This is a genomic window from Streptomyces albipurpureus, from assembly GCF_023701525.1.
In the GTDB taxonomy this organism is placed as follows: domain Bacteria; phylum Actinomycetota; class Actinomycetes; order Streptomycetales; family Streptomycetaceae; genus Streptomyces; species Streptomyces albipurpureus.
This window is the reverse complement of the sequence record NZ_JAMQAW010000002.1, coordinates 533,625-548,907: the sequence shown is the minus strand read 5'-3', so window position 1 is coordinate 548,907 and position 15,283 is coordinate 533,625. Positions and strand designations below refer to the sequence as shown.

The 15,283-nt window shown below is 70.2% G+C and carries 11 protein-coding genes and 1 riboswitch; of the genes, 8 read left to right on the top strand and 3 right to left on the bottom strand.

Features of this window, described 5'->3' with window-relative positions; translation table 11 throughout:
* Positions 1-84: 84 nt before the first annotated feature.
* Positions 85-2,535 carry a DNA gyrase/topoisomerase IV subunit A gene (locus NBG84_RS03380; protein WP_250917710.1) on the bottom strand — a complete coding sequence of 817 codons (2,451 nt, stop codon included), beginning with the start codon at positions 2,533-2,535 and terminating at the stop codon, positions 85-87.
* 176 nt (positions 2,536-2,711) lie between these two features.
* Between NBG84_RS03380 and NBG84_RS03375 the strand changes: the two genes are divergently transcribed.
* The 3 genes from NBG84_RS03375 (at position 2,712) to NBG84_RS03365 (ending at position 6,765) form a co-directional block, all read left to right on the top strand.
* Entirely contained in the window at positions 2,712-4,073 is a 1,362-nt protein-coding gene (locus NBG84_RS03375) for a M16 family metallopeptidase (protein ID WP_250917709.1), read from the top strand.
* A 26-nt stretch (positions 4,074-4,099) separates the two neighbouring features.
* The gene (locus NBG84_RS03370) at positions 4,100-5,467 is read left to right on the top strand and encodes a M16 family metallopeptidase (protein WP_250917730.1); all 1,368 of its coding nucleotides are present in this window, start codon (positions 4,100-4,102) and stop codon (positions 5,465-5,467) included.
* A 254-nt stretch (positions 5,468-5,721) separates the two neighbouring features.
* Positions 5,722-5,886: riboswitch (cyclic di-AMP (ydaO/yuaA leader) on the top strand.
* Positions 5,887-5,898: 12 nt separating this feature from the next.
* Positions 5,899-6,765, top strand: coding sequence for a M23 family metallopeptidase (locus tag NBG84_RS03365; protein WP_250917708.1), 867 nt, complete (start codon positions 5,899-5,901; stop codon positions 6,763-6,765).
* A 176-nt stretch (positions 6,766-6,941) separates the two neighbouring features.
* On the opposite strand, the gene NBG84_RS03360 is transcribed toward NBG84_RS03365, so the two are convergent.
* A complete protein-coding gene (locus NBG84_RS03360; RefSeq protein WP_250917707.1) occupies positions 6,942-7,223 on the bottom strand; it encodes an HPr family phosphocarrier protein in 282 nt (93 codons plus the stop codon).
* Positions 7,224-7,418: 195 nt separating this feature from the next.
* On the opposite strand from NBG84_RS03360, the gene NBG84_RS03355 reads away from it, so the two are divergent.
* The 4 genes from NBG84_RS03355 to NBG84_RS03340 all read left to right on the top strand — a co-directional run bounded on the left by NBG84_RS03355 (position 7,419) and on the right by NBG84_RS03340 (position 13,041).
* Positions 7,419-10,373, top strand: a complete 2,955-nt coding sequence (locus NBG84_RS03355) for a bifunctional acetate--CoA ligase family protein/GNAT family N-acetyltransferase (RefSeq protein WP_250917706.1) — start codon at positions 7,419-7,421, stop codon at positions 10,371-10,373.
* Between the two features lie 46 nt (positions 10,374-10,419).
* Positions 10,420-11,031, top strand: coding sequence for a DUF5998 family protein (locus tag NBG84_RS03350; protein WP_250917705.1), 612 nt, complete (start codon positions 10,420-10,422; stop codon positions 11,029-11,031).
* Positions 11,031-12,233, top strand: coding sequence for an alkaline phosphatase family protein (locus NBG84_RS03345; protein ID WP_250917704.1), 1,203 nt, complete (start codon positions 11,031-11,033; stop codon positions 12,231-12,233). The genes NBG84_RS03350 and NBG84_RS03345 overlap by 1 nt, the downstream gene beginning before the upstream one ends.
* 103 nt (positions 12,234-12,336) lie before the next feature.
* A complete protein-coding gene (locus NBG84_RS03340) occupies positions 12,337-13,041 on the top strand; it encodes a thymidine kinase (RefSeq protein ID WP_250917703.1) in 705 nt (234 codons plus the stop codon).
* A 346-nt stretch (positions 13,042-13,387) separates the two neighbouring features.
* Here the strand turns inward: NBG84_RS03340 and NBG84_RS03335 are convergent, their stop codons facing one another.
* On the bottom strand, positions 13,388-14,197 hold the full coding sequence (locus NBG84_RS03335) for a VOC family protein (RefSeq protein WP_250917702.1): 810 nt from the start codon (positions 14,195-14,197) through the stop codon (positions 13,388-13,390).
* Between the two features lie 225 nt (positions 14,198-14,422).
* Here NBG84_RS03335 and NBG84_RS03330 point away from each other — a divergent pair, with 225 nt between their 5' ends.
* A complete protein-coding gene (locus tag NBG84_RS03330; RefSeq protein WP_250917701.1) occupies positions 14,423-15,253 on the top strand; it encodes a sulfurtransferase in 831 nt (276 codons plus the stop codon).
* Positions 15,254-15,283 lie beyond the last annotated feature (30 nt).

Below are 15,283 nucleotides of genomic sequence, written 5' to 3'. Positions count from 1 at the left end.
TGGGGCGCGAGGTTCCGCGCCCCACCCGCCCCCGTCGGCGACTGGCTCGGACCGGGCGACCGCCCAGCCCTTATGCCGTCGACATCAGCTCACCGGGCCCGCGAGGACCGCCACCGCCACATCCAGCGGGGTGCCCGAGCCATCACGGCGCGGGTCCGGTTCGGGGAGATCGGTCGGGGTGCCGGTCTTGAGCGCCGCGCGCACCGGAGTCGCACCCGCCCAGGCCAGCAGCAGCATGTCCTCGCCCTTGAGGAAGCGCTGACATCGCACACCACCCGTGGCCCTGCCCTTGCGCGGGTACTGGTCGAACGGGGTCAGTTTGACCGAGGTGAAGGAGTCATCGAGCGCACCGGTCGAGCCCGCCGCGGTGAAGACCACGGCGTCTACCGCCGGATCGACCGCGGTGAAGGAGATCACCTGAGCATCCGGGGTGAGCTTGATGCCGGCCATGCCGCCGGCCGCTCGACCCTGCGGACGCACCTGCGCCGCGGGGAAACGCAGCAACTGGGCGTCGGAGCTGATGAAGACCAGATCCTCCTCGCCCGTACGCAGCTCGACGCCGCCGACGATCCGGTCACCGGCCCGGAGCGTGATGACCTCCAGCTCCTCCTTGTTGGCCGGATAGTCCGGGACGACCCGCTTGACGACTCCCTGGAGGGTGCCGAGCGCAAGGCCGGGCGAGGTCTCCTCCAAGGTGGTCAGACAGATCACGGTCTCGTCCGCTTCCAGCGACAGGAACTCCGCCAGCGGAGCTCCGCCGGACAGATTGGGCGCGCTCGCGGTCTGCGGTAGCTGGGGCAGATCGATCACCGACAGCCGCAGCAGCCGTCCGGTGGAGGTCACCGCTCCCACATCGCTCCGCGCGGTGGAGAGCACCGCCGAGACGATCACATCGTGCTTGGCGCGTCGACCACCGGTGTCCGGCAGCGGCTCACCCGTCGCCGTCCGCGCGAGCAGTCCCGTGGAGGAGAGCAGCACCCGGCAGGGGTCGTCCGCGACCTCCAGCGACACCGCGGCCAGCGGGGTGGACGCCGACTCCAGCAGTACGGTCCGACGCTCGGTGCCGAACTTCTTCGCCACCGCGGCCAGTTCGGCCGAGACCAGCTTGCGCAGCTCGGCGTCCGACTCCAGGATCTGGGTCAGCGCCTCGATCTCGCCGACGAGCCTGTCCCGCTCGCTCTCCAGCTCGATCCGGTCGAACCTGGTCAGCCTTCGCAGCGGGGTGTCCAGGATGTACTGCGTCTGGATCTCGCTCAGCGAGAAGTGCTCGATCAACCGCTGCTTGGCCTGCGCCGAATTGTCGCTGGACCGAATCAGCCGGATGACCTCATCGATGTCGATCAGCGCGACCAGCAGGCCCTCGACCAGGTGCAGTCGGTCGCGGCGCTTGGTGCGCCGGAACTCGCTGCGCCGCCGGACCACGGTGAACCGGTGGTCGAGATAGACCTCCAGCAGCTCCTTCAGCCCCAGCGTCAACGGCTGGCCGTCCACCAGCGCCACATTGTTGATGCCGAAGGACTCCTCCATCGGCGTCAGCTTGTAGAGCTGCTCCAGAACGGCCTCCGGGATGAAGCCGTTCTTGATCTCGATGACCAGACGCAGCCCGTGGGAGCGGTCGGTGAGGTCCTTGACGTCCGCGATGCCCTGGAGCTTCTTCGCCCCGACCAGGTCCTTGATCTTGGCGATCACCTTCTCGGGGCCGACCGTGAACGGCAGCTCGGTGATGACCAGGCCCTTACGGCGAGGGGTGACGTCCTCGACGGTGGCGGTGGCACGGATCTTGAAGGTGCCCCGGCCGTTCGCGTAGGCGTCCTTGATGCCGGCCAATCCCACGACCCGGCCACCGGTGGGCAGATCCGGGCCCGGGACAAAGCGCATGAGCGTCGCCAGATCCGCACCCGGATACCGGATCAGATGGCGGGCGGCGGCGATCACCTCACCCAGATTGTGCGGTGGCATGTTGGTGGCCATGCCGACCGCGATCCCGGATGCGCCATTGACCAGAAGGTTGGGATACGCGGCGGGAAGGGCGACGGGCTCGCGCTCCTGCCCGTCGTAGTTCGGGGAGAAGTCGACCGTGTCCTCGTCGATCGACTCGGTCATCAGCGAGGTGGCGTCCGCCATCTTGCACTCGGTGTAGCGCATGGCTGCGGGCGGGTCGTCGTTACCCAGCGAACCGAAGTTCCCATGGCCGTCGACCAACAGCACCCGCATCGAGAACGGCTGGGCCATCCGCACCAGCGCGTCATAGATCGACGCGTCGCCGTGCGGATGCAGCTTACCCATCACCTCGCCGACGACCCGGGCGCACTTCACATAGCCGCGCTCAGGGCGCAGCCCCATCTCGTTCATCTGGTAGACGATGCGACGCTGGACGGGCTTCATGCCGTCACGTGCGTCGGGCAGGGCCCGCGAGTAGATCACCGAATAGGCGTACTCAAGGAAGGAGCCCTGCATCTCGTCGACGACGTCGATGTCGAGGATCTTCTCCTCGAAATCGTCGGGCGGCGGGGTTTTCGTGCTGCGGCGGGCCATCGCGGCTGCTGCTCCTTCACGTACCGGATCGGGAACTGATGCCGACCATTGTGGACCGTCCCACTGACAACGCAGACCGCGACCCGGGAACTTCGCCAGGTGTCAGCCCGCTTGCATACAGTGGCAGTGCTGCAAAGACAAGCAACAGCATCGCGATCGAAGGGACGTACATGCCCATGGGTCACACGGCCACAGCGCAGGCCGGATCGGGCGGCCTGACAGCGACGGAGCACCGATTGGCCAATGGCCTGCGGGTGGTGCTCTCCGAGGACCATCTGACCCCGGTCGCCGCGGTCTGCCTCTGGTACGACGTCGGCTCGCGCCACGAGGTCAAGGGCCGTACGGGCCTGGCACACCTCTTCGAGCACCTGATGTTCCAGGGCTCGAAGCAGGTCAGCGGCAATGGTCACTTCGAGCTGGTGCAGGGCGCCGGCGGTTCGCTCAACGGCACCACCAGCTTTGAGCGCACCAATTATTTCGAGACCATGCCCACCCACCAGCTGGAGCTGGCGCTCTGGCTGGAGGCCGACCGCATGGGCTCGCTCCTCGCCGCGCTCGACGAGGAGTCGATGGAAAACCAGCGGGACGTGGTGAAGAACGAACGCCGCCAGCGCTACGACAACGTCCCGTACGGCACCGCTTTCGAGCGGCTGACCGCGCTCTCCTACCCGGAGGGCCATCCGTACCACCACACCCCGATCGGCTCCATGGCCGATCTGGACGCGGCGACCCTCGATGACGCCCGTGCCTTCTTCCGCACCTACTACGCGCCGAACAACGCGGTCCTGTCGGTCGTCGGAGACATCGACTCGGCGCGGACCCTCGCCTGGATCGAGAAGTACTTCGGTTCGATCTCCTCCCACGACGGCAAGCAGCCCCCGCGCGACGGCTCCCTCCCGGAGAACATCGGGCGCGAGCTGCGCGAGGTCATCGAGGAGGAGGTGCCGGCCCGTGCGCTGATGGCGGCCTACCGCCTGCCGCACGACGGCACCCGCGAGTGCGATGCCGTGGACATCGCGCTCACCATCCTCGGCGGCGGTGAGTCCTCCCGGCTCCACAACCGCCTGGTGCGCCGTGACCAGACGGCGGTGGCCGCCGGATTCGGGCTGCTCCGGCTGGCCGGGGCGCCCTCGCTCGGCTGGCTGGACGTCAAGACCTCCGGCGGGGTCGAGGTCCCGCAGATCGAGTCCGCCGTGGACGAGGAGCTGGCCCGGTTCGCCGAGGAGGGCCCCACGCCCGAGGAGATGGAGCGCGCCCAGGCCCAACTGGAGCGCGAATGGCTGGACCGGCTCTCCACCGTCGCCGGTCGCGCCGACGAACTGTGCAGGTACGCGGTCCTCTTCGGCGACCCTCAGCTGGCGCTGACCGCCGTGGACCGGGTCCTGGGCGTCACCGCCGATGAGGTGCGGGCGATCGCCAAGGCCCGACTGCGCCCCGACAACCGGGCGGTGCTGGTGTACGAGCCGGTGTCCGCCGACCCCCAGGCCGAGTCCGCGCAGGACGACCAGACCGACGCAGAAGACGGGGCTGACCAGTGACCGACGCAGCGGAGCCGCTGACCACCATGGAGTTCCACCCGCAGCCCCAGCCCGGCGAGGCCCAGCCCTGGGCCTTCCCCGCCCCCGACCGCGGCACCCTGCCCAACGGCCTGACCGTGCTGCGCTGTCACCGTCCAGGCCAGCAGGTGGTGGCGGTCGAGGTCTCCCTCGACGCTCCCCTGGACACCGAGCCCGAGGGGTTGGACGGTGTCGCCACGATCATGGCGCGCGCCCTCTCCGAGGGCACCGACAAGCGTTCGGCCGAGGAGTTCGCGGCCGAGTTGGAGCGCTGCGGTGCCACCCTGGACGCCCACGCCGACCACGCCGGCGTCCGGGTCTCCCTGGAAGTGCCCGTCTCGCGGCTGCTGAAGGCCCTGGGGCTGCTCGCCGAGGCCCTGCGCGCCCCGGCCTTCGCGGACAGCGAGATCGAGCGGCTGGTGCGCAACCGGCTCGACGAGATCCCGCATGAGATGGCCAATCCCGGCCGCCGCGCCGCCAAGGAGCTCTACAAGCAGCTCTTCCCGGCCGAGCTGCGCATCTCCCGCCCCCGCCTCGGCACCGAGGAGACGGTCTCGCGGATCGACTCCGCCGCCGTACGGGCCTTCTTCGAGGCCCATGTCCGGCCCGCCACCGCCACCGCGGTGGTCGTCGGCGACCTCGCCGGCGTCGATGTCGACGCGGTGCTCGCCGAGACCCTCGGCGACTGGTCGGGCGACAGCGGCGCACCCCGTCCCGTGCCCGCCATCAGCGGTGATGACAGCGGCCGTGTCGTCATCGTGGACCGCCCCGGCGCGGTGCAGACCCAGTTGCTGATCGGTCGGGTCGGCGCGGACCGACACGACCGCGTCTGGCCGGCGCAGGTGCTCGGGACGTACTGCCTCGGCGGCACCCTCACCTCCCGCCTGGACCGGGTGCTGCGCGAGGAGAAGGGCTACACCTACGGGGTGCGGGCGTTCGGGCAGGTCCTGCGGTCGGCCGCCGACGGCGCGGGCGCTTCCCTGCTGGGCATCAGCGGATCGGTGGACACGCCGAACACCGGGCCCGCGCTCGATGACCTCTGGAAGGTGCTGCGCACCCTTGCGGCCGACGGGCTGACCGACGCCGAGCGCGATGTCGCCGTACAGAACCTGGTCGGTGTCGCGCCGCTGAAGTACGAGACGGCGGCGTCGGTGGCGGGCACCCTGGCCGATCAGGTCGAGCAGCATCTCCCCGACGACTACCAGGCCCAGTTGTACGTACGGCTCGCCGAGACCGGCACGGTGGAGGCGACGGCCGCGGTGGTCAACGCCTTCCCGGAGGGCCGGCTGGTCACGGTGCTCGTCGGTGACGCCGCCCAGATCGAGGAGCCGGTGAGGGCTCTGGGCATCGGGGAAGTGACGGTTGTCTCGGGCTGATTGACGCTCCGTGACCGGATAGCGGCGCAAGCTCAGCAGGGCCTCGGCGGGCAAGTGCTGTCGGGGCCCTGTCGTGTTGGCAGCGAGGGTGCTCGGCAACCTCCAACCCCTCCGCAAAATGTCCGCTTTGGGGGGAAGTTGCCTATCTCGCCTGTGGCGTGGGCAACAAAAATGCCGGTCTGTTTGGCGAGCGGCGGCCCGGCCGCTTAGCGTCAGTCCGGCTGTTCGCGGGCAGTACGCCGCATCCGCGGCACGGACAGTCATCGCCGAGTCCCAGTCAGGTGCGAGCCTGGGGAGCCGGGGACCCAGGTCCCTTGGGGTGAATCGGGTGCCTTCGCCGCCATGCGCGGAGGGATTCGTAGGAGACCTTCCTGCTCCGAACCCGTCAGCTAACCCGGTAGGCGAGAAGGAAGGAAAGGACCAGCCTCTCCATGGCGCTTGCTCGTCCTACCGGCAGACACCGTGCTCCGGGCCGTAAGACGCGTACGAGTGCGGGTATAGCCTCCGCCGCGGCCCTGGCCACCAGCGGAGTCGTCGGCACCCTCGCCGGTCCCGCCTTCGCCGCCGGCGGTGGAACCCCCGCCACTGAGGCCGACTCGGCCATTGAGACCCCCGACACCGTCCCCATGGGTGCCATCCCCGTAGCGCTGGACTCCGCGACGGCCAGCTCCGCGGTCCAGGAGATGAGGATGCAGCACACCGGGACGACGCAGATGCTCGCCGCCCACTCGCTCTCCGACGAGGTCGCCGATCAGGCCGTCATCCAAAAGCGCGAAGCGCTCGCCCGGATGGAAGCGGCCGCGGAGGCCAGGCGCAAGGCCGAGGCCCGCGCCCAGGAGATCCGCGAGGCCAAGGAGCGCGCCGACCGCGAGGCCGAGCGTCAGCGTCTGAACGCCTACCGGCTTCCCGTCGTCGGAACCCATGTCACCACGGACTACCGGGCGGGTGGCGGGCAGTGGTCCTCCGGCAGCCACACCGGCATTGACTTCCGCGCCTCCACCGGCACCCCGGTGGTGGCCGTGGGCGCGGGCACGGTCGTCGAAGCGGGCTGGGGCGGGGCGTACGGCTACAACGTCGTCCTGAAGATGAATGACGGTTCGTACACCCAGTACGGGCACCTGTCGTCCCTCAGCGTCTCCGTCGGGCAGCGCATGATGCCGGGGGACCAGCTGGGTCGCGCGGGATCGACGGGGAACTCGTCGGGGGCGCATCTGCACTTCGAGGCCCGTACGGGTGCCGACTACGGGTCGGACGTCAACCCGCTCGCCTATCTGCGTGCCCACGGCGTGAAGGTCTGAGCGCTCCCGGTCGGGAATCCGATGCGGGCACGGCCGGTGTGGGCCCTCCAATGCGGTGCCCCACCGGAGTCGCCGGAAGGGCCCTGTCGGGCCGGTGCGCACAGCGGAAGTGACAGAAGGCCGCGGTATCCCGGAACCGGGATACCGCGGCCTTCTGCGCTGGAGCCCTGAAGGGGTCAGACCGTCTCGGGGAGCTCGTCCAGGCCCTCGGCCACCAGCTTGCCCAGCCGGTCGAGGGCCTCCTCCGCGCCCGGCGCGTCGGAGGCGAGCACGATCTCCTCGCCGCCCTGCGCGCCCAGACCGAGGACGGCGAGCATGGAGGCGGCATTGACCGGAGTGCCGTCTGCCTTGGCAATCGTCACCGGGACGCCGGAGGCCGTGGCGGCGCGGACGAAGATGGAGGCGGGGCGGGCGTGAAGGCCCTCGGCCCAGCCGACGTTGACGCGGCGCTCAGCCATGGTGTTGCCCTTCAGGTTCAACGGTTGTCTAGACCAGTCTCTCATGATGCCCCCCGCCAAGGCCGTCAGACCGTGGCGTGGCGTGCCCCCTTCCAAGGGGCGATTGACCCCCCTTGTGTCGACTGTTTTCCCCTGGGGCACATCACTCCCGTCGGGTAGCCCTCGCAATCCGTCTCAGCGCTTTAGGCTTTCGTTATGCAGACCCGGCCGGAGCACGCGTACCCCGATCACTGGGAAGCGGATGTGGTGCTGCGCGATGGAGCCACCGCGCGGATCAGACCCATCACCACCGAGGATGCCGACCGTCTCGTCAGCTTCTACGAGCAGGTCTCGGACGAGTCGAAGTACTACCGCTTCTTCGCCCCCTATCCCCGGCTGTCGGCCAAGGACGTGCACCGGTTCACCCACCACGACTACGTGGACCGGGTGGGGCTCGCCGTCACGGTCGGCGGTGAGTTCATCGCCACCGTCCGCTATGACCGCATCGACGCGACGGGACGCCCCGCCAGTGCCCCCGCCGACGAGGCCGAAGTCGCCTTCCTCGTCCAGGACGCCCACCAGGGCCGCGGCGTCGCCTCCGCCCTGCTCGAACACATCGCGGCGGTGGCCCGGGAGCGCGGTGTCCGTCGGTTCGCGGCCGAGGTGCTCCCGGCCAACAACAAGATGATCAAAGTGTTCCGGGACGCCGGCTACACCCAGAAGCGCAGCTTTGAGGAAGGGTCCGTCCATCTGACCCTCGACCTGGAACCGACCGCTGAGTCCCTGGCCGTGCAGCGCGCACGTGAGCACCGAGCGGAGGCCCGCTCCGTACAGCGGCTGCTCGCGCCCGAATCGGTCGTGGTGATCGGCACCGGACGGGCGGTCGGCGGCGTTGGCCGGGCCGTACTGCGCAATGTCCTCGGCTCCGGATACACCGGCCGCGCCTATGCGGTGAACAGTTCGTTCCCCCCGCGGCAGCGTGAACTCGACGGGGTGCCCGCGTTCCGCTCCGTCAGCGAGATCACCGCCGAGACGGGGGAGGCGGTCGACCTCGCGGTCATCGCGGTGCCCGCCGAGCGGGTGCCGGAAGTGGTGGCCGACTGCGGCGAGAGCGGGGTTCGCGGGCTGGTCGTGCTGTCCGCGGGGTACGCGGAGAGCGGTCCCGAGGGCCGGGAGCGCCAGCGGGAACTGGTGCGGCAGGCACGCTCCCACGGAATGCGGATCATCGGCCCCAACTCCTTCGGAATCATCAGCACCGCCGATGGCGTACGCCTCAACGCCTCGCTCGCCCCGCACTCCCCGGTCCCCGGCCGCATCGGCCTCTTCACCCAGTCCGGTGCCATCGGGATCGCCCTGCTGTCGGGACTGCACCGCCGCGGCGCCGGCCTCTCCACCTTCATCTCCTCCGGCAACCGCGCCGATGTGTCCGGCAACGACTTCCTGCAGTACTGGTACGAGGACCCCGAGACCGATGTGGTCCTGCTGTACCTCGAATCGATCGGCAACCCCCGGAAGTTCACCAGGCTCGCCCGGCGCACGGCCGCGGTGAAGCCGGTCGTCGTCGTCAAGGGCGCGCGCCACAGCGGTAGCGAGCCGCCGGGACATGCCGTCCCGGTCACCCATATCCCCGATGCCGCCGTCGGCGCGCTTCTGCAACAGGCGGGGGTGATCCGCGTCGACACGGTCACCGAACTCATTGACGCCGGGCTGCTCCTCGCCGGCCAGCCGCTGCCCACCGGCCCGCGCACAGCGATCCTCGGCAACTCCGAGTCCCTGGGTCTGCTGACCTACGACGCCTGTCTGGCCGAGGGGCTGCGCCCGCTACCGCCGCTCGATCTGACCACCGAGGCCACCCCCGCCGACTTCCGGGCGGCCCTCGCCAGGGCGCTGTCGGACGAGGGCTGCGACGCCGTGGTGGTGAACGCGATTCCCTGGGTGGGGGACAGCGGCCACCTCCAGCCCGGTGACAGCGAGGTGCTGGCCGCGGCCCTGCGCGAGGCAGCGGAATCCGCCCCGGCGAAACCCGTCGCCGTGGTCCATGTGGAGCTCGGCGGTCTGTCGGCGGCCCTGGCGGCGGCCCGCCCCGCCTCCCTGGCCCGACGCACCGCAGCCGCAGCGGAGGGCCACCCCGAAGGGGGGAGCGCCGCGGGTACCGGAGCGACCCCGGCGGTGACTGATTCCGAGCGCCATGTACCGGCCGCTGAGGCGGCGGCTCCCCGGTCGGTGGCCGGAGCTGACCGAGACCCGGCCACCGAAGCGGCGCCCGCCCCGGGAACCCGCCCTCCCGACGCGACCCCGCCCGGCCGGCGCATCCCCGTCTATCCAGCGGCGGAGCGGGCCGTTCGGGCGCTCTCCCAGGCCGTCTCCTACGCCCAGTGGCGTCGACAGTCCGCCGAGCCCGGCAAGGTCCCGGCCTACGACGACATCGACGAGGGCGGGGCCGCCGCGCAGATCCAGCGGCTGCTCGGTGCCGAGGACGCCAGGGCGAGCACCCTGCCGACCGATGAGGGGCATCGGCTGCTCGCCCGCTACGGCATCGAGGTGCGAGCGGCCCTCCCCGCGCCCGGTCCCGATGAGGCGGTCGCCGCCGCTTCCCGGCTCGGATATCCGGTGGCGCTCAAGACCACCGCTCCCCATCTGCGCCACCGCCCCGACCTCGGTGGGGTACGTCTGGATCTCGCGGACGAGGCGCAGTTGCGGCAGGCGTACGGGGAGCTGACCGCGCTCTTGGGTGAACCGGTCGAGCTTCAGCCGGTCGTCCAGGCGATGGCACCCCGCGGTGTGGACACGGTCGTACGGGCGGTCATCGATCCTGCCGTGGGTGCCGTCCTCTCCTTTGGGCTCGCGGGTGCGGCATCCGAGCTCCTCGGCGACACCTCGCACCGCCTGGTCCCGGTGACGGATCGGGATGCCGCCGAGCTGATCAGGGACATTCGGACTGCTCCCCTCCTCTTTGGCTGGCGCGGTTCCGCGCCGGTGGACACCCCGGCTTTGGAACAGTTGCTGTTGCGCGTATCACGTTTGGTCGACGACCACCCAGAAGTAGTCGGAATCAGTCTTGAACCCGTCGTTGTGGCTCAGCATGGACTCTCCGTACTGGGCGCCACCGTACGACTTGCGCCACCCGCCGCCTTCACTGACCTGGGCCCACGTCGACTCCCGAGCTACTGAGCGGACTGAACGCTTGACCCCCCACCGGCCCCGTAGGATGGACCACATGGCGAAGACCGGTACGACGACCCAGGGGCTGCGCGCGGCGATCGAGCGCAGCGGCTACTACCCGGCTCTCGTGGCCGAGGCGGTGGAGGCCGCCGTCGGCGGCGAGCAGATCGGTTCGTACCTGGTGCACCAGGAGACCACGTTCGACGCCAACGAAGTGCGTCGCCACGTCACCGTCCTCGTGCTCACGAGCCATCGCTTCATCGTCAGCCACACCGATGAGCAGACCGCCGACTCCAGCTCCCCGACGCCCTATGCGACCACCTCCACCGAGTCGGTCAAGCTCGACCGGATCTCCTCGGTCGTGGTCAGCCGAGTGGTGGCCAACCCCGAGTCGTACACACCCGGCACCCTGCCCCGCGAGGTCGTGCTCACCATCGGCTGGGGTGCGGTCGCCCGGCTGGATCTGGAGCCCGCCGCCTGCGGCGACCCCAACTGCGAGGCCGATCACGGCTACACCGGCAACTCCACCGCCGACGATCTGAGCCTGCGCGTCAGTGAGGCCGGTGACGGCCCCGACACCGTCCGACAGACCCTGATCTTCGCCCAGGCCCTGTCCATGGCGACCGCCGCCACCGTGTCCCCTTCCGGTCCGGCCGCAACCCGCTGATGGTCCAGCCCACGCCCCCGTCGCTCTGGCCGGATGACCCCACACCGCTCGATCCGGGCAGTGCGCCCGTTCCCGAGTACGGCTCGGGATCGGTCGCCGATCTGCTGCCCACCCTCGCCGCCGGCCAGGGCGTCCCCGGCCTCACCCGACTCATCGGGGAGCTCGCCCCCGCCGACCGCAACTGCGTCTTCCTGATCGACGGGCTCGGCTGGCAGCAGATCAAGGACCATCCCGACGAGGCCCCCTACCTCACCTCGCTGCTCGCCAGCTCGCGCGGTGGTACGGGTCGCCCCGTCACCGTGGGTTTCCCCGCCACCACCGCGACATCGCTCGCCTCCGTGGGCACCGGCCTTCCTCCTGGCCGCCACGGCCTACCGGGCTATATGGTCCGGGACCCCGCGACCGGGCGGCTGATGAACCAGCTCCGCTGGAAGCCGTACACCGACCCGAGCGCCTGGCAGCCGTACCCCACGGTCTTCCAGCGCGCCCATGAGGCCGGCATCCACACCGCCCAAGTCTCGTCTCCCATATTCGAGCACACCCCGCTCACGGAGATCGCCCTCAGCGGTGGCACCTTCCACGGCCGGCTGAGTGCCGAAGAACGGATGGACCTCGCGGCGGAGCAGTTGGGCGCCGCGGATCGCTCGCTCATCTACACGTACTACAGCGAGGTGGACGGCAAGGGGCACCGCTTCGGTATGGACTCCGATGCCTGGCGGGGCCAACTGATGTACGTCGACCGGTTGGTGCAGCGCCTCGCGGAGCAGTTGCCGCCTCGCTCGGCTCTCTATGTCACGGCCGACCACGGCATGATCGACATCCCGTTCGACGAAGAGTCCCGCATCGACTTCGACGAGGACTGGGAGCTGCGCGCCGGCGTCGCCCTCCTCGGCGGCGAGGGTCGGGCCCGTCATGTGTACGCCGTTCAGGGCGCCGAGGCCGATGTGCTCGCCGTCTGGCGCGAGGTGCTCGGTGAGCGCTTCTGGGTCGCGAGCCGCGCCGAGGCGATTGCCGCGGGCTGGTTCGGGCCGTCGGTCGATGAGCGCGTGGAGGGTCGGATCGGCGATGTCGTCGCCGCCGCCTGTGACGATGTGGCGATCACCGCATCCGTCAACGAGCCGCACGAGTCGGCGATGGTGGGGATGCACGGCTCGATGACCCCCGCCGAGCAGCTCGTCCCGCTTCTTGAAGTCCGCACCTGATGCAGAGCCCCTGACGACCCGTCGTCCTCCCCGTCCCTGTCCCCCGCTCCGTGCTGCCGCCGCGCCCTCGACGCAGCAGATCCGAAAGGCCCCTCAAGCCCTCATGTCCGAGCTAGCTTTCTTCTGCGGAACGATGGACTGCGGGAAGTCGACCCTGGCTCTCCAGATCGAGCACAATCGGTCCGCGCGGGGCCTTCAGGGTGTCATCTTCACCCGTGACGACCGGGCCGGAGAGGGCAAGCTCTCCTCCCGGTTGGGCCTGGTCACGGACGCGGTCGAGGCCACCGAGGGCTTTGATCTCTACGCCCATCTGGTGGACTGGCTCTCCCAGGGCGGTCGCTGCGACTACGTCATCGCCGATGAGACCCAGTTCTTCGCCCCCGAACAGATCGACCAGCTCGCTCGGATCGTCGACGACCTGGAGCTCGACGTCTTCGCCTTTGGCATCACCACCGACTTCCGCTCCAAGCTCTTTCCCGGTTCGCAGCGACTGGTCGAACTCGCCGACCGCATAGAGGTGCTCCAGGTCGAGGCGCTGTGCTGGTGCGGGTCACGCGCGACGCACAACGCCCGTACGGTCGGTGGGTCGATGGTCGTCGAGGGAGCACAGGTCGTGGTCGGCGATGTCAATGCCGAGGGATCGGCCGGGGAGATCGGCTACGAGGTGCTGTGCCGTCGCCACCATCGACGCCGGATGACGGCCGCGAGCGCCCGGGCGGTGACACTCTCCCCGGATGTGCTGCCCGTGGACACCGGCCAGGAGCCGGCCGCTGCCAGCCGGCAAGGGCTGGACAACCAGCGGCGATAGCCCGCGTAAACGGTTGTGGAACGCCCCCTGGGACACCGGCAGCGCCCAGGGGCCGGTCGATCTGGCCCCTGCCGCCACGGAGATCGCCCACCGCTGCGGCCAAGGTCCGTGCGGTGCCCCATCGCACGGGTGACACCGGTCCCGAGGCCGCTGGCGACCGCCCCGGGACCGCTGCCCACCACGCCGGAGTCGGCGAGGCGGTCCGTTCACCGCTGGGATTGACCGTCGGTGAGACCTACCTCCCGGGCCCCGCCGACCGCGATACGGGAGCGGGGGTACGGGCGCCCACGGCGGACGATGGCGGAGCCGGTGTCCCGAGTGGCCAGAGCGTCCCGAAGGGGAAGCATCAAGGCCGCGGTCGTACGAGTGTGAAGACCGCGCCTTCGGGGTCGGACACGGTCGCCGCCCTACCGTGCGGTCCTTCTTGCGGCGGTCTGATGACATGCCCGCCCAGTTCGACCACTTGGGAGGCGCTGCGATCGGGGTCCTCGACCGCGAAGTAGGTCATCCAGTAGGTGCCGCGGTCGCGTGGCAGGGTGCGGCCCACGCCGTGCAGCGCCGCCACCGGCCGGCCGTCCAGGCGCAGTGTCACCAGGTCGGGTTCCTCCTGGTCCGATGAACTCCTCGCCTCCGGTCCATCGGTGGCGTACTCCTCCGTCTCGACCTCGTAACCAAAGACCGTCTGGTAGAACTTGCCGACCGACGAGGTCTCGAACGTCAGCAACTCATGCCAGACCGGTGTGCCGGGTGCACCGTGGATGGAGGTGCCGTGGTGGGCGGCCGGCTGCCAGAGGCCGAACACCGCGCCTGCCGGGTCGGTCGCGATCGCCATCCGTCCGGCATCGGCGGCGTCCAAGGGGCCGACACCTACGGTGCCGCCACTGCTTCTGACCAACTCCGCGGTGGCATCCGCGTCATCGGTCCGTAGATAGGGCGTCCAGGCGATCGGTAGCCGGCGGTCGGCGGGCAGCCGTCCGATGCCCGCGACCTCCCTGCCGTCGAGAAGTCCACGCACATAGGGGCCCAGTTGATTCGGCCCCGGGGAGAACTCCCATCCGAAAAGCTCGCCGTAGAACGTCTGGGTCGCGTCAAGGCCGTGCACCATCAAGCTCACCCAGCAGGGTGTGCCAGGCGTGTGCCGAGTCGCCTCGGTCATCGTCACTCTCTCCTCGGACCATCGTGGTGGCCGTACGGGGGGACGGGGTGCACGCCGTTGTGCGCAAAGGGCGTGCGCCCCGTGCGAATGGTTCCATCCCCCGGCGTTCAGTGCGCCCCGCCCGCGCCGCTTTTGGCGGGTTACCGGCCCAGCATGCCGGATTTGTCGTTGCGGATCTGTTTCGGCGGCACTCTGTGTCGCCGGCCGTGAGCGAGGATGGCCGCCATGAAGCCCATCATCTCCGCCGCCGAACTCGCCGCCGAGCTGCGCGGGGCGCGTCCACCCGTCCTTCTCGACGTCCGCTACCAGCTCGGCGGCCCGCACGGCCGCCCCGACTACGACGCCGGGCATCTTCCCGGTGCCGTCTTCGTCGACCTGGACGCCGAACTAGCCTCCCCGCCCGGTGTCCACGGTCGTCATCCGCTACCGGACGCCGAGGCATTCGGTGCCGTGATGCGCCGGGCCGGGGTCTCAGCCGATACGCCCGTGGTCGCCTATGACGCGGCCCAGGGCTGGGGCGCGGCCCGGGTCTGGTGGCTGCTGCGGTGGACCGGTCACCGGCAGGTGCGGGTTCTGGACGGAGGTCTCGCGGCCTGGAACGGCCCCTTGGAGACCAGGGCTCCCGCCCCGGCCGAGGGTGACTTCACTCCCGTACCCGGAGCCCTTCCGCTGCTGACGGCGGACACCGCGGCCCGGCTGGCCCGTTCGGGAGTGCTGCTGGACGCCCGGGCGGCGGAGCGCTACCGAGGCGAAGCGGAACCCATCGACCCGGTGGCGGGGCATATTCCGGGCGCGAGGTCCGCTCCCACCACCCAGAACGTGGACGACCAGGGGTACTTCCTGCCGCCCGAGCAGCTCGCCTCCCGCTTCCAGTCGCTGGGTGCCGAGGAGGCCGGCGGTGAGATCGGTGTCTACTGCGGCTCCGGAGTCTCGGGCGCTCACCAGGCCATCGCCCTGGAACTCGCCGGTTTCACACCGGCTCTGTACGCCGGGTCCTGGTCGGAGTGGACCCAGGACCCCTCCCGGCCGGTGGCCATCGGACCAGAGCGCGGCTGAGGCCGGTGGGCGCCTGGGCGGTCGGCTCCC

What these genes read in the sequence shown, in the direction of transcription:
- NBG84_RS03380 (WP_250917710.1), bottom strand. Translation starts at nt 2,535, where the DNA reads ATGGCCCGCCGCAGCACGAAAACCCCGCCGCCCGACGATTTCGAGGAG.
- NBG84_RS03375 (WP_250917709.1), top strand. Translation starts at nt 2,712, where the DNA reads ATGGGTCACACGGCCACAGCGCAGGCCGGATCGGGCGGCCTGACAGCG.
- NBG84_RS03370 (WP_250917730.1), top strand. Translation starts at nt 4,100, where the DNA reads ATGGAGTTCCACCCGCAGCCCCAGCCCGGCGAGGCCCAGCCCTGGGCC.
- NBG84_RS03365 (WP_250917708.1), top strand. Translation starts at nt 5,899, where the DNA reads ATGGCGCTTGCTCGTCCTACCGGCAGACACCGTGCTCCGGGCCGTAAG.
- NBG84_RS03360 (WP_250917707.1), bottom strand. Translation starts at nt 7,223, where the DNA reads ATGGCTGAGCGCCGCGTCAACGTCGGCTGGGCCGAGGGCCTTCACGCC.
- NBG84_RS03355 (WP_250917706.1), top strand. Translation starts at nt 7,419, where the DNA reads ATGCAGACCCGGCCGGAGCACGCGTACCCCGATCACTGGGAAGCGGAT.
- NBG84_RS03350 (WP_250917705.1), top strand. Translation starts at nt 10,420, where the DNA reads ATGGCGAAGACCGGTACGACGACCCAGGGGCTGCGCGCGGCGATCGAG.
- NBG84_RS03345 (WP_250917704.1), top strand. Translation starts at nt 11,031, where the DNA reads ATGGTCCAGCCCACGCCCCCGTCGCTCTGGCCGGATGACCCCACACCG.
- NBG84_RS03340 (WP_250917703.1), top strand. Translation starts at nt 12,337, where the DNA reads ATGTCCGAGCTAGCTTTCTTCTGCGGAACGATGGACTGCGGGAAGTCG.
- NBG84_RS03335 (WP_250917702.1), bottom strand. Translation starts at nt 14,197, where the DNA reads ATGACCGAGGCGACTCGGCACACGCCTGGCACACCCTGCTGGGTGAGC.
- NBG84_RS03330 (WP_250917701.1), top strand. Translation starts at nt 14,423, where the DNA reads ATGAAGCCCATCATCTCCGCCGCCGAACTCGCCGCCGAGCTGCGCGGG.